This is a genomic window from Paenibacillus sp. FSL R7-0302, assembly GCF_038006885.1.
Lineage (GTDB): Bacteria > Bacillota > Bacilli > Paenibacillales > Paenibacillaceae > Paenibacillus_AQ.
In genome coordinates, this window is sequence record NZ_JBBOWB010000001.1 from 5,775,805 (window position 1) to 5,797,033 (window position 21,229).

A 21,229-nucleotide genomic window follows, 5' to 3' on the forward strand; every position below is an offset into this window, starting at 1 on the left:
CGTTCTGACTGTCGTGATCCGCTCAAGCCAGCAAGGCCTGGGCCACCTGATCCAGAATGCAGTTGATGCCTGTAGGTCCATAACAGCCGATCCAGGTAGCAGCATCCACCGGGTATATAAGCTGCCGCTGATCTGCACCCAGCATGCCCCTCACGCTGTGCTCTGTCATCGATATTCCCTCTTGCATCTTCTCGTTGCTAAGCAGAAAGTAATAATTGGCTTGCACAGCCGGAAGTCTATCAACGGAAATATGATAGGCCGTGTCAGAGGCGGTGTCCGCCACAAATAACGGAGCAGGCAGACCAAGGTCCCGGTACAGCACAGCGCCTGTGCGGTGAGAAGCCGTATGTACCCGGACGATGGACTCCCGCGGACGGATCAGAGCCACACTCTTACCCGCGAGTACCGGAGCCAGCTCTGCGGACAGCAGTGCTGTACGGCGCAGATAATCGGCAATCATATGCTCTGCCTCCCCCTGCTTGCCGGTCAGTTCGCCGAACAGGCGCAGAATCGTCTGCCAGCTCTCATTGCGCTTGAACATGACCGTTGGCGCTACCCGGCTTAAGCGTTCATAGTGCGGAGCATGCACCTCGGTGCAGATAATCAGATCCGGGCGCAGCCGTTCAACAGCCTGCAGGTCCGGGTACTCATAGGTGCCGAGCATTTCCGTTGCCACAAGCCTCTCCCGGAAATAAGCGGGGAAATTCAGCGCCCCGCTTCCGAAGCCTACGCTTCCTGCTGGGGATATCCCCAGCGCATGCAAATGGTCAGCATATTGGACGTCCAGCACGGCGATCCGCTGCGGAGCAGCGGTAACACGATATTCGCCGCGCAGATGGGGGATCACCGGACCCTGTGCTGATCTGTGCGGGAAGGCCAAGCGTTCCGGCAATCCCAAAGGAACGGTAACCGTTCCCTGTTCTGAAGCGGCAGCACGCCTGTAGAGCAGCGGAGGAACTCCATAATGCTTCTTGAACGCCCTGCTGAAATAATACATGTCGCGGTAGCCTGTCCGCTCAGCGATCTCGCCGATGGAAGCATCCGTATAACGCAGCATCCGCTCTGCGCTCTCCATCCGCAGCCGGATTACGTATTCCATGGGTCCGAGCCGCTTCTCCTGCTTGAACCGCCGCTGGAGCTGCCGCACGCCGCATCCGGCCAGCGCGGCCAGCTCTTTCAGCCCCAGCTCCTGACGATAATGCCCCTCGATATAGGCGGCAACAACCTCCACCATATCGGGCTCACCCCCGCCCTGACCGCGTTCATGCTCCATAATAAGCTCGTAGAGCATACCTTGCAGCAGCGCATTGGCATGGAAGCGTTCCAGCCCTTCTCCCCGGCTCCATTTGGCGGCAATTCTCTCCGCCGCCATATGCAGCTCCGCCGGGGACCCGGAATGGTGAATGAACGAAGTGCGCAGCGGGTGATTGCGCTGCGGGAAGAGGACATGTGCAGCTCCCGCCACAGGAATGGCCTTGTAGCTAATAGCTGTATAATGAATGTTGTCTGATCCCGCACTCAGAGTATAGGCTGATCCCTTGGCAGCATGACAAGCAAAAGAGGCCTGGACATGGCAGCCTTCACCATTCATCACAAGCCCTCCCTGCCCGCCGATGGCCAGCAGCAGCTGATTTGCCGCCAGTCCCGTTTCGCTCAGCACACCGCCGGGCGGCACAGTACCGCTGCGCACATCAAGCGTCTTGACCGCTGTATCACTCCATAGACTTGCCTGTTCTTGTTGCGGCATTTCTCTCATCTCCTGACAACAGTATCCTTTGCTTAACGGATAGACCTGCTGTCATTTTAATTGAGATTCATTCTCATTGTCAATTTTCGGACACTTTCTGCAATATTCCCCGGACATCCGGTAGTAAAAGCAACAGGTGATACGCTTGCTCTTCGCAACCGGAGCCTCGTCACTCCCCTCGGTGAACCGGGTGAACGGGTTGCGTCTTGCGCTGAACAATGGACCGGCGGCCATCCGGGTTAGATACGTAAAATCCTCTTGCATCCGCAGCCTTTCTTCGCCGGACAGATCTGCTCCGGGCGCATACAGTGGGGCAATACGCACCATAATATTCTCCCACAGCACAGCCATGGAGACAGGTCCAACTGCGGCAAGCGTCTGCAGCATCGGCGCAAGCCGTGCCGCAAAATTCTCCTCAATAACAGCTTCGCGCCACACGGCCCTATCCTCCGGTGGTGAGGCTGAGTGAAGCCCGTCCAGCGCCAGGAATGGGAATGTCGTCTCTTCTGCAGAAGCCGGATGATAGAGGAAGCTTCTGTCCAGCGGGAAGAAGACTTCACGATTATGAACGGTCATGGCGGTCAGTATTGGCGCGATCCACAGATAGCCGATCCGCTTGGCCAGCATGGAAGCCGCAACCTGCAGGTCCGGCGCACCGATATACTCCTTAAGCCAGCTAACATATTCGCGGCATACCGCTTCATCCTGCAGCTCACTCAGAGCGATGGTACGGACACTGCCCGCAGGCGGCTCCCCCAGCCTCATCCGGTAATCCTCCGCCAGTTCCCTCCAGGGGGCCGACGACAGATATTGGTCCATCTCAGTTAGCTCCAAGCAGCGCTTCCGAGGCCTGATCTACAATAATATTGATCGCAAGGGGACCATAGTAAGCGATCCAGAGCGTTGAATTCACATCATAGGCACGGTTATTCTTCACTGCATCAAGGGATTTCCAGATCGGGCTGCTGGCCAGAGCCTCTGCCTCTTTGGCGAACAGATCATCCGAGAGCAGGAAATAGCGGTCTGCCCCGATATCAGAGACAGTCTCCATCGATATTTCAACCGAGGTATCATCCTTGATCGCCTGAACGAACGCTGGAGCCTTTAATCCCAGATCCTCATACAGAATGCTTCCGGTCCGGTGCTCGGGACCATGTACGCGAATCCCTTCCGGTCTTGGACGAATCAGCGCCACCGTCTCGTCGCCCAGCTTCGCCGACAGCTGCTCACGCAGTCCGGTGATTTTATCCTCATAGGCTTTCTTCACTACTTCAGCCTCTGCCTGCTTCCCTGTTATTGTACCGATGGTAGCCAGCGTATCCCGCCAATCCTCATAGAAGTCCAGGACGATTGTAGGCGCGATTTTACTGACACTCTCATAAGCTTCTTCCTGAAAATCCGTCATCAAGATCAGATCCGGGTTCAGTGCCACAATGGCTTCCAGATTGGGCTCATCGCGTGTACCCAGGACCTTCACCCCGTCCATTTGAGCACTCAAATATTCCGGGAACTCGTCCTTGGTTCCGGCAACTACGCTGCCTGCCGGCTTCTCTCCAAGCGCGATCAGCTGATCGGCGAATTTCACATCAAGCACAGCAATCACCTTCGGCTTCTCCGTAAGCGTATATTCGCCCTTGATATGTTTGAAGGTAACCGGGTAGGCTGCTGTAGCCTGTGCCTCCGGTGTTGCCTGCGTCTGTGCTTCAGGCGATGGAGACGGCTCAGCTGAAGCAGAAGGCTGTGCGGCTGTACCTGCATTCGTGCCTCCCCCAGAACCACAAGCTGTAAGTACCAGTACCAGCGCCAGCATCCATACCATGAATAATCCTGATTGCCGGGCGGCGAATTTCTTCCTGCCGGCCTCTTGTTTCTGTGTTGCTCTGTTCACGCTGACTCCCCCTGTTATGCATTATGTGATAATGATTTTCATTATCATAATTGTTACAGCGAGTATATCCGATCTGCTGCCTCTGTTTCCATGTACTTTTGCGACATTGCAGCCGGATAAATGCGACATGGTGTTTAGCTATATAAATTGAACTAATGATTTTTTTGTTTTGGGATGGCCGTAACTCCAGAGAAGTTTTGGACTTCCGGCCGCTATTGTGTTTGAATTTCTTGATTAAAACTGCTACGCACGGTGGAAATTCAAACACAAAGGCGGACGCTACCGCTCCTACAGTTCCAAAATTCCCCTCCGCCACTTTTCCCTTAACTTAAATTTTCAAGTTTAATCTATATAGCAGGTGATATAGAAGGAAACATTAGGAAATCACCCTACCGGGTGAAGGATGCTGATGCCTTCTTTCACCAGCCGCTTGTATAGAGAATTGCTGCACTTCTTGCAGGATTCCTCCTTACCTATTACTGGCTGAAGTACAATGTTGCATTATTTGCACAAATTTCGGTGTTTAGAGCAGATTAGCGCTGAATTTGTTGCATTTCTTGCAGGATTTCAGCATAGACCGCATCTATGGGGCAGTATTGTTGCACTTCCTGCAGGATTTCTCTATAAATGTTACTGGCTGTGGAGCATAGCGCGACGCTTCATCACAGCAGCACCCAATGTATTCGGATTTCCGTATACATTGGGCAACTTACCTTCGTGGTAGCATATTGTGTTCGGTTTTTCATATACATTCCATCTGCTCCTCATTCAGAGGACTTCCTAAACAGCAGCAAGCCCGCATCCAGTTGCCAGATGCGGGCTTGCTTTTATGAACAGCTGCTACCTATTAATGAAGTTAAGCCCAATATTGCCGGGCAATCTTTTGACCCTGTCTGATCTTCGCCCATTGCTCCGCTTCCGTCAGCTCATTCCCCCCGTCACAGGAGGCGAAGCCGCACTGGTGGGAGAGCAGTAATCTCTCCTTGGGAATGATCGTGGACGCTTCATCCAGCATGCGGAGGACACGGGTCTCATCGTCAAGCGTACTGGTTTTGGAAGACAGCAAGCCAAGTACAATTTCCGTCTCCGGTCTATCCTTGAACACAGCAAGTGCCTCCAGCGAGCCAGCGCGTTCGTCGTCCCACTCCAGGAAGAAGCGGTCGTACTTCAGCTGCTTCAGGAACAGGTTGGCAATCTTCACATAAGAGCCGCCGCCCATATTCCGGGAATCATAATTACCACGGCAGTTATGAGTCCACATTTTCAGCCCCAAGCTATGTCCGTAATCAATAATGGTGTTGTTGATATCGATGAATTCGGTAGCGAGACTCTGTACTTCCTCGTGGTTAATTTTCTCACCGGTAAATGGCGAATTCGGATTATCGTCCGCGAACAGCTCCCAGAGGCAGTCGTCGAATTGCAGAATCTTACCGCCAGCGGCTGCGAATTCCCCTACGAAATCCTTATACGCCGTCACCAGACCGGCCTTCAGCTCATCACGGTTCTGGTACACTGCACCCTCGCCGCCAAGGTTATCCGACCAAGACAGCTCTCCGAAGATATGGGACGGTGAAGGCACGCACAGCTTCGTCTCCCGGTCTCCGGCATGCTCCTGAAGCTGGCGGTACGCCTGAAGGAAGTGGTGATTCTTTCCGCCGAGTTCACCTGTGATGCGCAGACCGATGTCTTTTCGCGTCTCGTATTTGGAGGTGCCGTCAATGTCTCTGAAGAAATACCCGTGAGGCGCAATATAGCGCTGAATTCCCTGGAAGCCCCACACGAAGTCCAGATGCCACATCGACTTGGAGTACTCCCCATCCGTCAGAATGCTCAGCCCATTCTCGCTCGCCTGCTCGACTACCGACTGAATCGCCTTCGCCTCACACTGCTCATAGCCCTGGAAATCCTCGTAAAAAGGATACTGAATATCGTCCCGGTGTTCGATTTGCTGCTTATATTCTAATAGCTCCGCCGGACGCAGCAGGCTGCCTACGATCTGAAATCTATCACACATGATTAGCCCTCCTCTAGTTCCACTGTTCTGTCTTTGTGTATAAATTCTAGCATGGAGTGCGGCCTTAGGAGTAACACTTATAACTGATACCTGGCTATAGGGAGAAGTTATACGCTCTGTGCGCTGCCGTAATACAATCGTAAGGTTTCGCTTAGAGAATCGTAAGCTCTGCCGCTTATGCTGTTCCATGTAATCCAAAAAAAAGAGATGGAGCGTGATAAGCATGGGTAACAGCAAAGCAGGCAAACGGTTCATGATGGCGGCAGTATTGGTACTCTCTCTGGCGGTGTCCGGCATCGCCGGCGCGGCAGCAGGCATCAAGACGATGAAGAAAGACGGCATGGAGCTGATGAACCTACGACAGGCCGCCATGATGTACGGCTACAGCATTGAATGGAACAGCAAGGACCGCTCCGTATCGCTGATGTACATGGATAAGATGATGGACGATAACAAGATGATGGACGACGGCAAGATGATGGATGATGGCAAGATGATGGACGACAGCAAGATGATGGACGACAGCAAGATGATGGACGATGGCAAGATGATGGATGACGGCAAGATGATGGACGACGGCATGATGATGGACGACGGCATGAAGCCGGCAGCCAAGATGATCAAGGTAATGATCGGGTCGAAAAAAATGATGGTGGACGGTAAAACGGTCAATCTGAGCATGGCTCCGGCCTTGTATGACGGCAGCACTTATGTGGCGGATACGGTAGTGACCATGTACATGAAGCCTGCCAAGGCCATGAAATAAGACAGGATGAGCAATGTCCTCACCCTGTGATATGATGGAATCAAATGGATTTTTCCGGATATGGGGTGGGTTAGGATGAATGAACGAGTGCTGGTCGCGGATGATGATCCGAATATTACCGATGTCTGCCGCAGGTATCTGGAACGGGAGGGGTATCTGGTCACCACCGCCAAGGACGGCTTGGAAGCGCTAGAGCTATGGCGCAGCCAGTCTCCAAGCCTGATTGTGCTCGACTTGATGATGCCGCATAAGAATGGCTGGGAAGTGTGCAGCGAGATCCGGCAGACCGAAGATCTTCCGATCATCATGCTGACGGCGCGCGGCGAGGAACAGGACCGGCTGATGGGGCTGACGATGGGAGCGGATGATTATCTGACCAAGCCCTTCAGTCCAAGGGAGCTCGTCCTGCGGGTGCAGGCGATTCTGCGCAGAATGAGATATGTCCAGGTATCGCCGGTTACCGCTGCTGAGCACACGATCAAATACGAGGGACTGACCATCGATGTCGGGAAGCGTACCGTGGAGATTAGCGGGCAGGAGATTGACTTGACAGTGACCGAATTCGAAATGCTCTATCTGCTGGCAAGCCATCCGGGGCAGGTGTTCTCCCGGACACAGATGCTGAGCAAGATCTGGGATTTCAGTTATGAAGGAGATACGACTACCGTTACGGTGCATATAAGGAGATTACGCGAGAAGATCGAACAGACGCCCTCTGACCCGAAATACATCAAGACGGTCTGGGGAATAGGCTACAAGTTTGCGGGTGATGGCATCTGATGAAGCTGCGTACCTATCTACTATTGTCCAGTCTCACGGGGATCGGCGTATTGTTGATCTGTCTATTCGTCAGTTATTCCCGGATGCTGCTGACCATCGATCAGCTATATTATCTGTCCGGCATCACCGCCGGAATCGGCGTGTTCTCCTTCATCGTCCAGCATCTGCTGACACGGCCGGTGGAGAAGTCCATTGCCCGGATTACGGAGCAGACGGTACGGATTGCCGAGGGGGATTTCCACACCGAAGTCCCCACGATCGGCCCGCACGAGTTCAAGCTCCTGGCCCGGCAATTCAATGAGATGAGCAGTAAGCTAAAAGAGAGCTTCGACCATCTCCACCAGTCCGAGTCCGCCCGGCGGGAGCTGATCGCGAATGTCTCCCACGATCTGCGGACCCCTCTTGCCTCCATTCAGTCATTCGTGGAAGCGCTGGAGGATGATGTGATCAAGGACGAAGAGACCTTCCAACGGTATCTGAATACGATCCGGCTGGAGACAAAGCGGCTGGCCGGGCTGATCCAGGACCTCTTTGAACTATCCAGTCTGGAGGCCAGCGGCGGAACCTTCGACCCGCAGCCCTGCCATGCAGATGAGCTGTTGATCAGCACGCTGGAGAGCTTCTCCTTCCATCTGGCGGAGAAGCGGCTGAAGGTCGAGATTGAGCTGCCGGATAAGCTGCCCGCGGCCCTGATGATGCCCACGCAAATCAAGCGGGTACTGTCCAATCTTGTGCAGAATGCCATTCAACATTCTCCTGAAGGAGGCCATATCGTGCTGTCCGCCGCCGAGGAAGGCCACTTCCTGCGGATCGCCGTGAGCGATGAGGGGCAGGGAATCGAAGCGGCAGAGACCGCAAGGATCTTCGAACGGTTCTACCGGATAGATAAATCCCGCAGTAAGAATAGCGGAGGCGCCGGACTGGGCCTTGCCATCGCCCAATCCATTGTGGAGCTGCATGGCGGCAAGATTGGTGTAGAGAGCACTAAGGGTTCAGGAAGCTGCTTCTGGTTCACAGTTCCCATCTACACTAGCCGGTAAGCCTTAGCGTTAGAGAAGCAGTATTCATAATAGGTGGTGACAGAGATGGCTGGTGATTTTGTATTCCTGTTCGGCGTCTTCGGCGCAGGGGTATTATCGTTTTTTGCACCCTGTATTCTGCCGCTGCTTCCGGTCTATGTCTCGTATCTGTCCGGAAGCCTGGCGGGCAATGTGAATCAGGGCGGAGTGGACACAGGCTCCTTGCGGTTCCGTTCGGTATTCATGCTGCGGACCCTAATCTTCGTGCTTGGACTGTCTGTGGTCTTCATCACCTTGGGCTTCGGCTCCGGCATTCTTGGCAATGTCATTTCAAGCTCCAGGTTCATTGCCGTCTGCGGAGCGATTGTCATCTTATTCGGAATCTACCAGACCGGACTGATCAAGATCTCCTGGCTGGAACGGGAAAAAAAGCTGTCCAGTCCCCGCGCTGCACGCGGCGGCTATCTCGGGGCCTTCCTGCTCGGCCTGACGTTCAGCTTCGGGTGGACGCCGTGCATCGGCCCGGTACTCGCGGGTATTCTCAGTATCGCTGCCGGGGAAGGCTCCCCTGCTTACGGAGGATTCCTGATGCTGCTGTATACGCTGGGTCTGGCGATTCCTTTTCTCGTACTATCCGTCTTCTCGGAGGTTCTGGTGCAGCGGATTCGCCGCTTGTACCGGTTCATGGGAGGGATCAAGATCGCCTCCGGCTGTATGCTGATCGCCATGGGGCTGCTGCTAATGACAGACCAGCTGAATACGATTGTGAGCTGGATTCAATAACTGTGGAGGAATCTGGTATGAAAAAGATATGGAAGTGGATGGGATATATGCTGGTGATTGGCGGCCTGCTGTCAATCCTGGCTGCATGCGGTGCGAAGCCCGATACAGCATCCGGTACGACGGACTCCCCGGCAGCCATGAACAAGGGGAAGCCAGCACCCGCATTCGCATTAAATGATCTGAAGGGCGACCCTATGAAGCTGGAGGATCTGAAAGGCAAGAACGTGTATGTGAAATACTGGGCCTCCTGGTGCTCCATCTGTCTTGCCGGTCTGGAGGAACTGAATACGCTGGCCGGACAGGAGAAGGATTTCGAGGTCGTATCGATTGTAACCCCCGGCTACAAAGGCGAGAAATCCGCCAAGGAGTTCACGGAATGGTTCAACAAGCAGTCGTATGACAATCTGACCGTGCTGCTCGATGAAGATGGGACATGGGCCAAGGAGTTTCAGGTACGGGCATATCCCAGCTCTTTTTATATCGATGAAGAAGGGTTGCTGGTGAAGTCCCTCCCGGGTCATGCCTCCAACGAGCAGATTCAGGACACCTTCGCGGGAATGAGCTCCGCCTCAGCCGCCACCCCGGTTCCAGCGGTCAAGACAGCAACTATAGCGGACAAGGATCTGCGTGACCTGTATCTGGCGGGCGGCTGCTTCTGGGGCGTTGAGGCGTACATGTCCCGCATTCAGGGAGTTCAGGATGTCACCTCAGGCTATGCCAACGGGAAAGGCGAGGATCCTTCTTACGAGGATGTCATTCGCGGGGACCGGGGGTTCGCGGAGACTGTGCATGTGAAGTATGATCCGAAGCAGGTCACCCTGAAGCAGCTCCTGGAGGCTTACTTCAAGGTCGTTGACCCGACCAGCCTGAACAAGCAAGGCAATGACCGGGGCGTTCAATACCGGACAGGAATCTACTACTCCTCCCCGGAGGATGTAGCGGTTATCCAGCAGACAGTAGCGCAGGAGCAGACCAAGTATGACCAGAAGATCGTAACGGAAGTCCTTCCTCTGGAGAACTACTATCTGGCGGAGGAATATCATCAGGATTATCTGGAGAAGAATCCGAACGGGTACTGCCACATCGACTTAAGCATCCTGGATGAGCAAGAGCCGGTGATCGATCCGGCCCAGTACCCGCGCCCTTCCGACGCAGAACTGAAGGAGCGATTAACCTCCGACCAATATGCCGTAGCCGTCAATAACGACACCGAGCGTGCCTTCAGCAACGAATACTGGGATAACTACGAGGCCGGACTGTATGTCGATATCGCCACCGGCCAGCCACTGTTCTCCAGCAAGGATAAATACGACTCCGGTTGCGGATGGCCCAGCTTCACGAAGCCCATTACCCCGGAGGTGGTAACCTACGATACGGACACCAGCTTCGGCATGGAACGCACCGAGGTCCGCAGCCAATCCGGTGACATTCATCTAGGCCATGTCTTCGACGACGGTCCCGCTGACCGTGGCGGCAAGCGCTACTGCATCAACAGCGCCTCCATCCGCTTCATCCCTCTGGACCAGATGGAGGGGGAGCATTACGGGTATTTGACGGGGCTGGTGCAGTAGATTAAGCGGAATGGTACCCGATGAAGGAGTTTCTCATACAACAAGAATCGCCCTCCACTGGCTCATAAGCTGAGCTGTGTGGAGGGCGATTGTGTTTCTTAAGATCATCATCCAGCCTGCCCCAAGTGAATAAGGGGACTTCCCGGGCAGCTGACATTGCCACGTGAATCTGCCGACTTAAAAATCCTGCCTATAATACAACATTCCTCTGTTTATTTCGGCTCAAATTCAAAAATGCTGCACAAAAGGAAACATTTCCTCTTCTCCACGCGGATTAGCGGGACAATTGTTGCAATTTGTGCAACAAGCCTCACGAACACATGGCATCTTCGTATTCATGTTGCAATAATTACAACATTTCCACTGATGCAGCGTGTAGTTAACCAAGCAAAAGCGGCTATTGCGCCGCCGAGAGTAGCGTTAGCCGCACGGCCCTCTACCCCCTCAATCCCATCGAAACAGCACCGTTGATACCCGGCTTGTACACATCCGGCTGAATGCCGACCAGCACGGACAATACCGTCTCGTCGCCAAGCTCCACATCGTCAAGCGCAACCTCCAGGGTAGAAGGCCATGGAGAGGACTGTTTGGCCAGCAGGCTGCCATTGACATAGATTTCGGTATGCCCGCTAAGCGCGTGGAAATACAGATACGGGCTGCTGCTCTTCTCCCGTTCCGTCAGGGCGATGGAGCTGCGGTAAATGACATAGCCGTCCGCCCCCTGAAGCAGCTGCTGCGGCCCGAAGCTGACGTCCACCTTCTCCCAGGAATTCATGTCCGTAGGATGAATCTCCACATTGGGGTCCGGACGTTCCTGGGAGAGCTCCTGTGTCAGCAGCCAGTTGTTGATATAACGCTCATGAACGGACAATACATAAGGAGGCTCGTCAACCACTTCTACCGGGATGATATGCACCAGAGGCTGCAAGCCCTCCCCCTGAAGCGTCAGTTCAATAGCGGTATGCCCCGCATCGCTGCCGACAATCAGCTGGAGACAGCCATTGAACAGGCAGCGCTCCATGAGATGATCCAGCTCGTGGGAGTTGGGATTGCCGTTGCCCGCTCCCAGAATAATGCCGCTGCCGGTTAACGAGAAGGAGACCTGCTGCCCCGCTGTCTCCACAAACCGCCCTTCGGCGTCGATGGCGTAGACATTGACAACTACCGCGTCCCGCCCGTCGCCAAGCAGAGCGGGCTTGCTCGTCTCCACCCGCAGCGCGCAAGCAGCCCCGGGTGTTATTTTCTCATCCACCGCAACCCGCTTGCCCTGACGATACCCCTCCAGCCTTAGCGTTCCCGGCTCATAAGGAATTTCCCATTGGCATTGCTCATAAATATCGACAGCCTGCCGGTACCGCAGCTCCCCGTTGACATACAGCTCCACTTCATCGCAGTTGGTATGCGTCATGACGGTCACGGGCTGCCCTTCCTTCCCCGGCCAGTTCCAGCCACCCGCGATATGCGCCACCGGCTCGTCCAGCCAGAAGGCCTGGTACAAATAATAGGAATCCTTCGGGAAGCCGCAGGTGTCCAGGATACCGAAATGGGTGCTGACGCTGGGCCATTCATAAGGCGTCGGCTCGCCGCGGTAATCGAAGCCCGTCCAGACGAAGGTGCCCATCATATAGTCACGGGTATTAATGGCTTGCCACGACTCTCTTGCGGTGTTGCCCCAATTCGCCCGCTCCCGGTCGAAGCTGTCAAAAAACTGCAGTGCGGTGTCGCTGACGTACGTCCCTCTTGTGGCAAAAGCACTGACCGTCTCGGACCCGATCATCGGCTGGCCGGGATGCTTCTCATGGAAGCGGTCATAGCCGCCATGCATATAGTTGAATCCGGCGATATCCATCACGTCGACCGTTCCGCCGTCTTCCATCACGCCGCCGTTCATGGCCCCCAGCACCGGACGGGTATCGTCCAGACGCCGGATCGCCTGCTTCATCCGCTTGAATATTTTGCGCCCGACCGGTGTACCCTGCAGCGGTTCTTCATTGAACAAGCTGTAGAATACAACAGACGGGTGATTGCGGTCGCGCGTCACCATATTCTCCACCTGGCGCAGCCCTTCCGGCGAGCTGTCAAAGTTGCGGTTCTCGTCCATCACCAGCATGCCGAGCCGGTCGCAAGCCTCCAGCAGCTCCGGCGCAGGATTGTGATGGGCGCAGCGATAAGCGTTGCTCCCCATTTCCTTCAGCCGCTGTATCCGGTATTCATGCAGCGAGTCCGGCAACGCAACCCCAACCCCGGCGTGGTCCTGATGGTTGCAGGTGCCTTTGATCTTGAGCGGACGTTCATTGAGATAGAATCCGGTATCGGGGCAGATCCGAATGCTGCGGTAACCATAAGAAGTCGTGACCGTGTCCCGCTCTTCTCCGTCCACCAGCAGAGTGGAGTACAGCTTGTACAGGTGGGGAGCCTCCACATCCCACAGCAGCGGCGAGCTAAGCAGCAGCTCCTGCTTCAGAACGACAGCTTCCCCCGCTTCCACGCGGCCTGCGGTCCGTTCTTCCGCCACTAACGTCCCATCGGCATCCACCACACGGGACAGGAGTTCGTACTCCGCTGCCGTCTCCCGCTCATTCGTAATTCTCGTCTCCACGTTCGTCAGCCACTTGTCCCCGTCCTGCTTCACCGGATTGACCCAGATGCCGCGATCGGCGATGGACAGCGGATCCTTCTTCGTAAGCCACACATGGCGGTAGATGCCCGCACCTTCATACCACCAGCCCTCGGACACCGAGGCGTCCACCTTCACCACCAGCAGATTAGGGCGGTCTCCATAGAAGACATGGTCCGTGATATCCACCACAAAGCTGGTATAGCCGCAGAAGTTCCGCCCCAGCACGCTACCGTTCAAATAAATCGTTGCATAGGTGGCGATTCCGTCGAACTCCAGAAGCAATTGTCTGCCGTTGTCGGACGGCTCCAGCTTGAACTTCTTGCGGTACCAGCCAATACCGCGCGGCTTGTAGCCGAAGTCCGGCACCCCGCCCTCACGGTCGAACGGCTGGCGGTAAGACCAGTCATGCGGCAGCCCCACCGTCTCCCACTCATTATCGTTCCATTCAATGCTGGCTGCTCCCATGATGCCGCCTGCTTTGGCGTTGCCGTATACCGCTTTGTGGCTGTTCTCCACCGGGATGGCTACATCCCCGTGATGAAACAACCAATCCTTGTCCATGCTTAACCGTTCTCTCATATAGGTCAATACCTCTCTATCGTTGTAATACTTCTATTGTAGAAAAGCGGAACGAAAGACGTTAGTACAAAGGGAGGGATAAAACAGCACAAAATGAACATTAATGCATTTTCGATTGTTCTTTTGGACGGCAGCGTTCATAGTAGATCGTAAATACCCATACGGCGACCGGCTTCCCGGACCCGTAAAGACCTGCCGCAGAAGGTGACAACGCTATGATATCCAAACCAAGAAACAGCATTATGGTCAAAATGATTGTATTCTATACCATTCCGTTTATTCTGCTCTCCATCCTGCTCGTATGGAACAGCACCCATACCACGCGCAACATCCAGGACAGCTTCATCACCAATATGTCCCATGCCTTCGACCAGTCCTATCGGGATATTAAAGGCCGCATCCAGGTGGCAGCGGATTTGACCTCCATGGTCAGCCGAAATAACAAAATGCTCGAATTCATCAGTGACCCCTATCTGGGGGATCAATCGGAATTTTTGAAGGAATATCTGGACACTGTCACCCCTATTATCAAATATGCGACCGCTTTCTCGGAGAGCGACGATTACTCCATTCGTATCTTTATGGGGAATGACGCCATCCCGGAGTCGTGGCCTTATTTCTTTCATCTGAGCAACTATTCCTCCCACCCGAAGCTACAGCAATTTGTGCAAAAGGAGTCGGAGACCCGACTGTGGCTGCTGCCCGGTGACCGTGAGCTTGGCCCCGCCAGCTTACACGATGGGCGCAGGAAATATACGCTGCTTACCAAGCTGTATTCGCCTGCCCGCGACATGCTGGGACTTGCCGTGGTCACGCTGGCCGAGGACAGCCTGTTCAGCATCGAGGAAGAGCCCGCCAATCTGTCGAACGCCCAATTCCTCTATTCCGGCGGCCAGATCGGACTGTCTACCGCAGAGCTGGACGAAGCAGAGGAAGCGGCCGTCCTGCAGCAGCATATCGGCGATAAGAGAGCTTATTTTATCCAGGGAGAATATTTATATTTGCATCGCAACCTCGATTCCATCGGACAGAGCCTGGTGTACAAGGTATCGCTGGAGCAGCTCAATGCCTCTGTCCGCAAAAATGTGTGGAATCAGATCCTGCTGATCGTGTTCAGTATTCTGCTGCTGATCATCACTTGTTATTTCATGTTCAAAATGATTTTTCTGCGGCTCAACAAAATTGTGTCGGTTATGCGCCAGGTCATTACCGGCAACACTTCGCTCCGCATTCCCGATAACAGACCGGATGAGCTGGGACAGCTCGCGCATGATTTCAACGACCTCATCGAGCGCAATAACGAGCTGATCCACCGGGTGGTCATGAAGGAGCGGCTGCGGAAGGAAGCCCAGATCAAGGCGCTGCAATATCAGATCAACCCGCATTTCATCTACAATACACTCGATATCTTCCGGATGCAGCTGATTAAGGCCAAGATCTTCGACACGGCGGACCGGCTGGCGGATTTCGGGAAGATCCTGCGCTACAACCTGAGCGACAATACCCTGCATACGACGCTGAACGAGGAGATCGGCTTAATCCGCAAGTACGTCAGTCTGCAATCGCTGAGCAGCAGCAAGGCAATTAGGCTGGACATTGAGATCGATGAATCGTTAAAAGCATTTCCGGTGATCAAGTTTCTGCTCCAGCCGATCGTGGAGAACAGTATTAAATACGGACAGACCGCCCGGCGGGAGCTGCTGCATATCCAGGTGCGGGCCTACGCCGAACAGCAGCAGCTTATCATTGACATCACCGATAACGGGTGGGGCATGGAAGAAGAGCTGATTGCCGGCCTGAATGAACAGTTCCGCGCCCCGCTCCATTACGAGGACCCTGCGGCCGAGCCGCCCCGCCGCTCCATCGGCCTGCACAATATCAACTCCAGACTGCGCCTGTATTACGGCGACGCCTACCCCATTACCATGGAGGGCAAGAGCAATGACTATACGAAGGTTCAGATTAGAATTCCTTATGAATGAGAGGGCACAGGGATGTACAAGCTGTTGATCGTAGATGATGAACAAATCGTGCGCGAAGGTCTTCAGGATATTATCGAGTACCTGAAGGTGCCTCATATCGGCCCGCTGCTGACTGCGCGCGATGGCGCGGATGCGCTGGAGGTGATCGCGCGGGAAGAACCGTCGATCATGCTGACGGATCTCAATATGCCCGGCATGGGCGGGCTGGAGATGATCCGTTCGCTTAAGGAACGGCACCAGCGCCACAAGATCATCGTCATCAGCGGATACGATGATTTCCATCTGGTGAAGGAGAGCTTCAAGCTGGGCGTGCGCGACTATCTGCTGAAGCCCGTCCATTCGGGCGACCTTGCCGAGGTGCTGAACAAGACGGTGCACGAGCTTCAGCAGGAGCAGCAGCAGGACCTTGAAGGCCATTCCGAGAACAAGCTGGCCCTGCTGGAGAAAGCCAGCCGCAGCATGAATCAGGTTCTGCACACTGCCCCGGATGACCATGACGCCATCCAGGCCGTACTGGATGAGCTGGGCTGCCGCTTGCCTCATCCTGTCACTGCGGCGGCCATCGTCTCCGTGAACCAACCGGCTCCGCACGAGCCTTCCGCCAGCGGCAACTGGGAGCATATCCTTCTGGCCGCCGATTGGGATCAGCCCCAGCTTACGCTGCTCCCCTTCTATAACCGCCATAATGACCTGGTCCTCTGGCTCAACTATAATGATCAGCTGTATGATGCTGGCGGCATACACAAGCTGCTCCAGCCATTCTTGGCAGATGGCTCCGCCGCGGTTGCCGTCGGTGCTGCGGTCCACTGCGCACCCGGCGCGGTTCAGCCCGAAGCAGCCGGTGCTACTGAGTCCGGTAGCCGCACCAGCGGCTTGGCGTATGCGTATCAGAGTGCGCTGGACACCCTTCAGTACAAGCTGATCGCCTCCCGGCAGAGCCTTATATTGTACGAGGACACACTGAACAAGGAAGACAATCGGATCAAGCCGGAGCATCTGAGAACGCTGGTGGAGCTGATCGATATGGGGCGCCGGGAGCAGGTGCTCCCGCTGATCCAGCATTATTTTAACGAAGAAGCCCTGAAGAGCAGCAGCATAAGCAGCATTCGCCACAATTACGATATCATTCTGCACACGATCGGCTGGATTCCCGGCCAGAAGCGCGACTTCTCTACCTTCGAACGAAGCGAGGCCCTGCGGCTGTACCTCAAGTCCTGCATCCTGCACATGATCGAAGCCCGTGCCAGCCTGGTGCACACCGGTGATGTAGTGGAGATTGCCAAGACCTATGTGCAGGAGCAGCTGCTGAACGGCATCAACATGGCTTTTATCGCCAATTATTGTAATATGAGCTATAACTATTTCAGTAAAATGTTCAAGGACAGCACCGGAGTCAACTTCCAGGATTATGTCACGATGAAGCGGATGGAATACGCCAGGCAGGCCCTCAGCGGACTCAATGTCAAAATCCACACAGTATCCGAGCAGCTCGGCTACAGCAACCCCAAGAACTTCTCCCGCGTCTTCAAAAGCTATTTCGGGGTCAGTCCGAAGGAATTCCAGAAGCAATCCCGGTGAATTCAACCTAAGCGGTGATTCTTCCGCCCCACTCTGCCTCATGACGGCAAGCTCCCCGTTTCGCTGACGCGAAATGAGGGGCTTTTTGTCTGATCAGGATGAATAATGATACCTTTTCATAACCTCCAATCCTGTTATCGCTTTCTTAATCCGCTTACAATTGGATGAGCACAAGAGAAAAGAGGTTGCCAGATGACAGATTCAGAGGTTACGCTTGCGGCGCGCAAATCCCCGGGCACAAGTACAAACTTCCAGAACAAGGATCAGCTATCGCTTCAGACGATGATTCTTCCCGGTATTATATTCATTCTCGTCTTTACGTTTATTCCGCTCTATGGGGTACTGATTGCCTTCAAGGAATACAACATCGTCACAGGGATCAGAGGCATCTTTACTGCAGAGTGGGTCGGCTTGGCTAACTTCAAGGAGTTCGTGAACGATATCAACTTCTGGAATATGCTGCGCAATACGCTGGGCATCAATCTATTGGGGCTGCTCATCAACTTCCCCCTGACCATCCTGTTCGCGCTGATGCTCAACGAGCTGACCTCCCAGCATTTCAAGAAGCTGACGCAGACGGTCACTTATCTGCCCCACTTCATCTCCTGGAGCATCTTCGGCGGATTGATTATCAACATTCTGTCGCCGAGCAGCGGGGTCGTTAACTATGTGCTGCTGCAGCTTGGGATCATTTCCGAGCCGATCCATTTCCTTGGGGAAAAGGACTACTTCTGGCTGCTTGCCGTGCTGACGAATCTCGTGAAGGAGCTGGGCTGGGGTGCCATTCTCTATCTCGCCGCCATTGCGGGCATTGATCAAGAAATGTATGAAGCGGCCTACATGGACGGGGCCACGCGCTTCCAGCGCATCTGGCACATTACACTGCCGTCTATTACCGGCACGATTGTCATTTTACTCGTATTCTCCATTAGTAATATCCTGAACAGCGGCTTCGACCAGTTCTTCGTGCTTCAGAATCCTCTGAATATTGATAACAGTGAGGTCATTGACACTTATGTCTACAAGGTGGGGCTAAGGGAGTTCCGTATGGAATACGCTACGGCTGTTGGCTTAATGAAGACGGTCATCGCGCTCATCCTGCTCTATCTCGCCAATCTCACGGCCAAAAAAATAACAAAAAGAGGAATCTTCTAGGGGGTACGCTTGTGGTTAAGGATCGCTCATGGAGTGAACAGCTGTTCAATGCATGCAATGTTCTGATTATGCTCATTCTGATTGTATTTACGCTCTATCCGTTCTGGTATTCCGTAATCGGCTCCTTCAATGAAGGCGCTGACTACGCCAGAGGCGGCGTGTACCTGTTCACCCGGCAGTTCACATGGGACAACTACAGCGCTTTGTTCAGCGACAGCGCTCTGATCCGGGCCTTCGGGGTTACAGTCGCCCGGACGGTGATCGGTACGTTCACCCATATTGTGTTTACAGCTATGTTCGCTTACGCTTTCTCCCGCCGGAACCTGAAATACCGGAAATTCTACTCTATGCTGGGGCTCAGCAGCATGTACCTCAGCGGCGGAATGATTCCGTTCTTCATTCTGATCAACTCGCTGGGGCTGTACAATCACTTCCTGGTGTTCATTATTCCGGCCTTGTTCAGCTTCTGGAATGTGATTCTGTTCCGCTCCTATTTCGCCGAGCTGCCGGAAGCACTGATCGAATCCGCCAAAATCGACGGCGCGGGGGAATACACCATATTCTTCAAGTTTATTCTACCTTTGTCCAAGCCCGTGATCGCTGCGGTCTCACTCTTCACGGCCGTCGGCCACTGGAACGCTTATTATGACGCCATGATCTATACGTTCGGCGATCATCTGCAGACGGTCCAGCTCTATATCCTGAAATTGGTTCAAAGCACAGAAGCCGCTTTACTGCTGGCTAATATGTCGGGCAACGTCGGCACATCGCACAGTACCGTCACGACAACGACCCTGCAACTTTCCGCCATGGTCGCCGCATCGCTCCCGATTGTGCTGATCTATCCTTTTGTACAGAAGTATTTCATCAAAGGCATGCTCATTGGCTCTGTCAAAGGATAAATCCGCCTTAAGGTGGGATGAACATATAGCTTACGATGATAACTTGGGGGTAAAAAAATGAAGAAAACAGCAACGGCCTTATTATCCATCTGTCTCAGTCTGACACTCGTATTAACCGGCTGCTCCAAAGCGGGCAACGCCACTAACGAAGCCAGCCCGTCACCTACAGCGGCTGCCGGCAGCGAAGGCGCAAGCGCGAATGCAGCGACATCCTCAGAACCCGGCTGGAAATCTAACACGGCACCTGCCACCTTGTCCTGGTATGTAGGCGTACCGGGATACTCCAAGAAATGGGATGCACAGAACAACTATGTAGACAAGCTTATTACCGGGGAGACCGGCGTCAGCGTAGATTATGTACTCGCCGGGAATGATGTGAACTCCGAATTCAACGTGATGATGGCTACCGGCAATCTGCCCGACATTATCACGCTGGACCGCTGGAACAGCAACTCACTGATCCAGACGCTGATGAGCAGCGGCACGGTGGCTCCCCTTAACAAGCTGATGGAGGAGTATGATCCGTACCTGACGACCATTCTGCCGCCATCCATGGTGGACTGGTACACCCAGCCGGACGGCAATCTCTACTCCATTCCGAACTACTATGTATCTCCGGAGATGCTGGATCAGTATCCCGGGGTGAAGAAGTTCTACAATGAACGCTCCAATGGCCAGATTCTGGTCCGCCAGGACATCATGAACGATCTTGGCATTACTATGGAAGACCTGCAGCAGGAGGATTCCCTGATTGCAGCGCTGAAGAAGGTGAAGGCCGCCGGGGTGAAATATAACGGCATGGATGTCATTCCGATCTATCTGGACGATAAGGATAAATATATCAACGACTCTCTGGGCGTGCTGAGCGGCTCCTTCGGCGCCGTTAGCGAGACCGAGGACGGCTCTTATTCAGATGTCCGCCGCACCAGCGAATTCAAGAACGTGCTGAAGTTCGTCAACCGGCTGTATTCGGAAGATCTGCTATCGCTGGAGAACTTCACAAGCGACCACAACCAGATTGCGGAGAAAATGACGCAGGGCTCGATCTTCATGAAGATCGGCAGCTATGCCGACTACAAAGATCCGGTCAACAATCTCTATCAAGCGGATAAGGAAGCGAAATATGTAACCGTTGACGCGATTCAGTCCAAGGAAGGCACGCTGCCGCAATACGGCAGATCGCTCAACAAAGGCTGGACCCTGACCTTCATTAACAAAAAATCCAAGCAGCAGGACCGTGCGATTCAGTTCCTGGAGTATCTGTACAGCGAGCATGGCCAGACCGTCAACAGCTTCGGTAAGGAAGGCGAGACCTTCACGGTAACGGCAGACGGCAAATATAAGCTGAACGCCGAGATTGAGGAAGCGATCAATAAGGACTGGAACGCCGCCTCCAAGAAATGGGGCTTCGACTCCATCTGGTGGATGGTCAATGAGGTATGGCTGAAGGATGTCAAAGAAGCCGAAAAGACCGAGCAGACCGAATATATGGACAAGCTCTTCTCCGGCACAGCCAAATATATGTTCAGCAATGATGTTATGGATTCCGGCAACCTGTTCGATGCCTATGAGCCCGGCTCCAAGGAAGCCAATGCTGAAGCGAAGATCAATGTCTACTGGGCACAAATCGTTCCCAAAATCATTTTCGCCAAAAGTGAAGCCGAATTCGAATCCGTCTACACCGAAGCCCTCGCCACCCTGGACAAGCTGGGCCTGAAGGATATCGAAGCCGCGAAGAATGTTCGCGTCCAGGAACTCAAAGAAGCCACCGGCACTAAGCTGGTATCGCCGAAGTATACTGGAACTTATCAATAAGGCAACAAATAAAGACGCTGCGGGGAGACA

Annotated in this window: 15 protein-coding genes; 10 read left to right on the forward strand and 5 right to left on the reverse strand. The window is 54.0% G+C overall.

Annotated elements, in window-relative coordinates:
* Nucleotides 1–22: 22 nt before the first annotated feature.
* The 4 genes from MKY96_RS24920 to MKY96_RS24935 form a co-directional block, all read right to left on the reverse strand.
* Entirely contained in the window at nucleotides 23–1,747 is a 1,725-nt protein-coding gene (locus tag MKY96_RS24920) for an AraC family transcriptional regulator (RefSeq protein WP_340944169.1), read from the reverse strand.
* A 51-nt stretch (nucleotides 1,748–1,798) separates the two neighbouring features.
* Nucleotides 1,799–2,566, reverse strand: a complete 768-nt coding sequence (locus MKY96_RS24925) for a (2Fe-2S)-binding protein (protein WP_340944171.1) — start codon at nucleotides 2,564–2,566, stop codon at nucleotides 1,799–1,801.
* A 1-nt stretch (nucleotide 2,567) separates the two neighbouring features.
* The gene (locus MKY96_RS24930) at nucleotides 2,568–3,635 is read right to left on the reverse strand and encodes an ABC transporter substrate-binding protein (protein WP_340944172.1); all 1,068 of its coding nucleotides are present in this window, start codon (nucleotides 3,633–3,635) and stop codon (nucleotides 2,568–2,570) included.
* An 856-nt stretch (nucleotides 3,636–4,491) separates the two neighbouring features.
* Nucleotides 4,492–5,649, reverse strand: a complete 1,158-nt coding sequence (locus tag MKY96_RS24935) for a 5-methyltetrahydropteroyltriglutamate--homocysteine methyltransferase (protein ID WP_340944173.1) — start codon at nucleotides 5,647–5,649, stop codon at nucleotides 4,492–4,494.
* A gap of 223 nt (nucleotides 5,650–5,872) precedes the next feature.
* Between MKY96_RS24935 and MKY96_RS24940 the strand changes: the two genes are divergently transcribed.
* The 5 genes from MKY96_RS24940 to msrAB all read left to right on the forward strand — a co-directional run bounded on the left by MKY96_RS24940 (nucleotide 5,873) and on the right by msrAB (nucleotide 10,568).
* Nucleotides 5,873–6,415: a hypothetical protein gene (locus tag MKY96_RS24940; RefSeq protein WP_340944175.1), complete on the forward strand. Its 543-nt coding sequence runs from the start codon at nucleotides 5,873–5,875 to the stop codon at nucleotides 6,413–6,415.
* 75 nt (nucleotides 6,416–6,490) lie between these two features.
* On the forward strand, nucleotides 6,491–7,195 hold the full coding sequence (locus MKY96_RS24945; RefSeq protein WP_340944177.1) for a response regulator transcription factor: 705 nt from the start codon (nucleotides 6,491–6,493) through the stop codon (nucleotides 7,193–7,195).
* Nucleotides 7,196–7,278: 83 nt separating this feature from the next.
* On the forward strand, nucleotides 7,279–8,235 hold the full coding sequence (locus MKY96_RS24950; protein WP_445671498.1) for a HAMP domain-containing sensor histidine kinase: 957 nt from the start codon (nucleotides 7,279–7,281) through the stop codon (nucleotides 8,233–8,235).
* Nucleotides 8,236–8,280: 45 nt separating this feature from the next.
* Entirely contained in the window at nucleotides 8,281–8,997 is a 717-nt protein-coding gene (locus MKY96_RS24955; RefSeq protein WP_340944180.1) for a cytochrome c biogenesis CcdA family protein, read from the forward strand.
* Nucleotides 8,998–9,014: 17 nt separating this feature from the next.
* Nucleotides 9,015–10,568: a bifunctional peptide-methionine (S)-S-oxide reductase MsrA/peptide-methionine (R)-S-oxide reductase MsrB gene (msrAB, locus tag MKY96_RS24960; RefSeq protein WP_340944181.1), complete on the forward strand. Its 1,554-nt coding sequence runs from the start codon at nucleotides 9,015–9,017 to the stop codon at nucleotides 10,566–10,568.
* A gap of 436 nt (nucleotides 10,569–11,004) precedes the next feature.
* Here the strand turns inward: msrAB and galA are convergent, their stop codons facing one another.
* Entirely contained in the window at nucleotides 11,005–13,767 is a 2,763-nt protein-coding gene (gene galA / locus MKY96_RS24965) for a beta-galactosidase GalA (protein WP_340944183.1), read from the reverse strand.
* A gap of 215 nt (nucleotides 13,768–13,982) precedes the next feature.
* Between galA and MKY96_RS24970 the strand changes: the two genes are divergently transcribed.
* The 5 genes from MKY96_RS24970 to MKY96_RS24990 all read left to right on the forward strand — a co-directional run bounded on the left by MKY96_RS24970 (nucleotide 13,983) and on the right by MKY96_RS24990 (nucleotide 21,199).
* Nucleotides 13,983–15,749 (forward strand): sensor histidine kinase, encoded by a 1,767-nt coding sequence (locus tag MKY96_RS24970; RefSeq protein WP_340944185.1) that lies wholly within the window; start codon nucleotides 13,983–13,985, stop codon nucleotides 15,747–15,749.
* 12 nt (nucleotides 15,750–15,761) lie between these two features.
* On the forward strand, nucleotides 15,762–17,327 hold the full coding sequence (locus MKY96_RS24975; protein WP_340944187.1) for a response regulator: 1,566 nt from the start codon (nucleotides 15,762–15,764) through the stop codon (nucleotides 17,325–17,327).
* 192 nt (nucleotides 17,328–17,519) lie between these two features.
* Nucleotides 17,520–18,482, forward strand: a complete 963-nt coding sequence (locus tag MKY96_RS24980; protein ID WP_340944189.1) for an ABC transporter permease — start codon at nucleotides 17,520–17,522, stop codon at nucleotides 18,480–18,482.
* An 11-nt stretch (nucleotides 18,483–18,493) separates the two neighbouring features.
* A complete protein-coding gene (locus tag MKY96_RS24985; protein WP_340944191.1) occupies nucleotides 18,494–19,384 on the forward strand; it encodes a carbohydrate ABC transporter permease in 891 nt (296 codons plus the stop codon).
* 57 nt (nucleotides 19,385–19,441) lie between these two features.
* Entirely contained in the window at nucleotides 19,442–21,199 is a 1,758-nt protein-coding gene (locus MKY96_RS24990; protein WP_340944193.1) for a hypothetical protein, read from the forward strand.
* The last annotated feature ends 30 nt before the right edge of the window (nucleotides 21,200–21,229 follow it).